The organism is Slackia sp. (assembly GCF_977041755.1).
Map to the genome: position 1 here is coordinate 1 of NZ_CDRRGL010000174.1, position 3253 is coordinate 3253.

The following is a 3253-nucleotide window of genomic DNA, read 5'->3' on the forward strand; positions in this document are numbered from 1 at the left end:
GCCGGGAGACACCCTCGAAGTGCTGAAAGTCGGCGACGGAACCTGCGAGTACTCCCCCGCCGACGCCATCGCCGAAGTCGAAGAAGCGCGCCGCAACGGAACGCTCTAACCACCAACGTTCGGCGCTTGTCCTGGCCCCGAAGCCGCCGAGTGTGGCATGACGGAACAAGGACTGCCCGATTTCAAACTTTATCTTCGCTAAAGCCAAGCGAGACCAGGTGAGCGCATAGCGAGCGGTAGCGAGCCGTGGTCCACGCGCCACCATGCCGCACTCGGCGGCTTCGGGGCAAAAAAAGAGGAAGGCATTGCCCTCCTCTTTTTTTCGTATGCCCTATGCGGCGCTCGACCCCCATACCTTGCGCCCAAACAAATCGAGTAACTCGGAATAGATGATATTCTTCGTCAAGTCGACCTTGATAGGCAGTTCAGCACGGAATTTACGCCCATCTGCTTGGCGAATGAACAATACCACCGCATCGTCACCCGGATGACTACGCAAAATCTGTTGCAGCTGCTGGGAACGCAATGCGTTCATCTCGCTCGCCCAAAGACGAATCTCGAGCTGGCTTGGTCCCATTTGCGACGCGTCGAACGCCAAGCGCTCCACCTCGAATGCCATAATCTGGTCGCCGCGGTCAGAGTGCTCAAACTTGCCGCGCACTTTCACGATGGCGTCCTGTTCGAGAGCATCGGCGAAATCGTCGTACTTGAAGCACACGCCTTCGCAATGGCCCGACGTATCCTCCAACACGAAGTTCGCCATTTTCTTGCCCTTTTTTGTGAGCTTGACCTGCACGCTCGTAATAAGGCCCGCGAACGTCGCCGACGGAATATCGCCGTTATGCTCAGCTAAATCGCCCAGGCGGAACTTCGTGATGCGACGCAAGGCTGCCTCGTATTGTCGCAGCGGGTGGTCCGAGACGTAGATCTTCAGAATCTCTTTCTCGTACGACAAAAGCGTGCGCTTATCCCACTCAACACCATCGGGTGCGGGAATGTCTTCAGCGAAGCCCGAATCGTCATCGGCCGCGAACATGTCGAACATGCTCACCTGTCCCGCATCGCGGTCTTTCTGACGCTTCGACGCGCTTTCCAGAAGCGGCGTTTGCTCAATGAAATACATGAGCTGCTTACGCGTGTATCCGGTCGAATCGAACGCGCCCGACTTAATGAGCGCTTCCAGCGTTTTGCGGTTGTAGCACTTCGTATCGAGTCGGTTCACGAAGTCGTGCAAACTCGTAAACGGGCCATTTGCCTCACGCTCGGCGATAATAGCTTCGGCAACCGCGCCACCAACGCCGCGCACGCCGGCCAAGCCGAAGCGAATACCCTCGTCAAGCGGCGTGAATTCCAGGTTCGAAGAGTTCACGTCGGGCGGCAAAACGGGAATGCCCGAATGCGTGCAGCTCGCGATGTATTTAATAAGCTTGTCGGCGTTGCCCATGTAGCTCGACAACACTGCGGCCATATACTCGTTCGGGTAGTGCGACTTCAAATACGCCGTGCGCATAACGAGAATCGCATATGCGGCAGAGTGCGATTTGTTGAACGCGTACTTCGCGAACTTCTCGGCATCAGACCAAATTTGGTTGGCGATCTCGAGCGAATAGCCGTTTTCGACAGCGCCATTGCACCAGTCGTCTTTCAGCTTCATCATGACGTCGAGCTTTTTCTTGCCCATAGCCTTACGCAGCTTGTCGGCCTTGCCTGCCGAGAAGCCGCTCATGACCATAGACACCTGCATGATCTGCTCTTGGTAGACCATGGTGCCGTAAGTTTCTTCCAAAACCGGGCGCAGGCGCTCGTCGTAATAATGCACGGCGGTTTTGCCGCTCGCGACCTTGATGTAGTCGTCAACCATGCCAGACTCGAGCGGGCCCGGGCGGTTCAACGCAATCGATGCGACGATGTCCGAGAAACGGTGCGGTGGGAGCCTGCCAAACAAGCTCACATACAACGCGCCCTCAACCTGGAACAAGCCGTCCATATTGCCCGATCGCATAAGCTCGAAGGCCTTTGGGTCTTCGGTAGGAATCTGCTCGGGAATAAGCTCGATGCCATAACGCTCTTTCACGTTGCGGCACGCGCGCGAAAGCACGCCCAACGTACGCAGGCCCAAGAAGTCCATCTTCAGCAAACCCAGGTCAGGCGTATAGTGACCGTCATATTGCGTAATAATGCCGCCACCTTTGGTATCGCGCTTCATGGGAACATGATCGGCCATGGGGTCGCGGCAAATAATAGTCGCGCATGCGTGCACGCCCTCGCCGCGCACATTGCCTTCAATCGAGCGTGCAGCGTCGACGACTTCTTTGGTTTCGGGCTCCTCGTCGTAAGCCTTCTTAAAATCGGGATTCGCATCGAGCGCCTTGTCGATCGTGATGCCCAATTCGTCGCCGACCATTTTGCACAATCGGTCGCCCACGCTATAAGGCTGGCCAAGCACGCGAGCCGCGTCGCGAATGGCGTTCTTCGCCTGTAGCTTGCCGAACGTGATAACGCCCGACACGTGGTCTTCGCCATAGAAATCCTTGATATGCTCAATGACTTCCTGGCGTCGCTCGTCCTCGAAGTCGACGTCGATATCAGGCATCTCAACGCGTTCGGGCGACAGGAAGCGCTCGAACAGCAAGCCGTTTGGCAAGGGATCAAGGTCGGTAATACCCATGGCATACGTGCAAATAGCGCCTGCGGCCGAGCCACGGCCCGGGCCTACGGCAATACCATTCTCTCGCGCCCAGCGAATGTATTCCTGAACAATGAGGAAGTACGCAGGGAAGCCCTGCTGAATAATAACGCCCGCCTCGTACATATAGCGATCCCACGCGTCTTTCGGAATGGGTTCGCCATAGCGGCGCTTCAGGCCATCTTCGCATTCCTTGCGGAACAGCGTTTCTTCGGTGTATCCCGGAGGCAGGGGAAAGCGCGGCAGAATGGAATCGCGTTCAAGCACAACATTGCATTTCTCAGCAACCTCCACCGTGGTATCGCACGCCTCGGGGAAATCTCGCAACGCTTCGCGCATTTCCTCTTCGGTCTTCATATAGAACTGATCGTTCGCGAAGCGCATGCGGTTCTCGTCGTCCATGAGCGAGCCTGTGCCAATGCACAGCATAAGATCTTGCGCGCGAGCGTCTTCGCGGCGAAGGTAATGGAAGTCGTTCGTCGCGATGGTCTTCAAGCCGAGCTTATTCGCAATGTCGGTCAAATGCCCATTCATCTCGCGCTGACTCATACCGCCGTTGGTGGTAAT

The 3253-nt window shown here is 56.5% G+C and carries 1 protein-coding gene; it reads right to left on the bottom strand.

The genetic code is table 11. The annotated features are described in order from the left end of the window. Positions 1–331 precede the first annotated feature (331 nt). A partial coding sequence (dnaE, locus tag ACWI8T_RS09120) for a DNA polymerase III subunit alpha (protein WP_449138710.1) occupies positions 332–3253 on the bottom strand: 2922 nt, incomplete at its 5' end.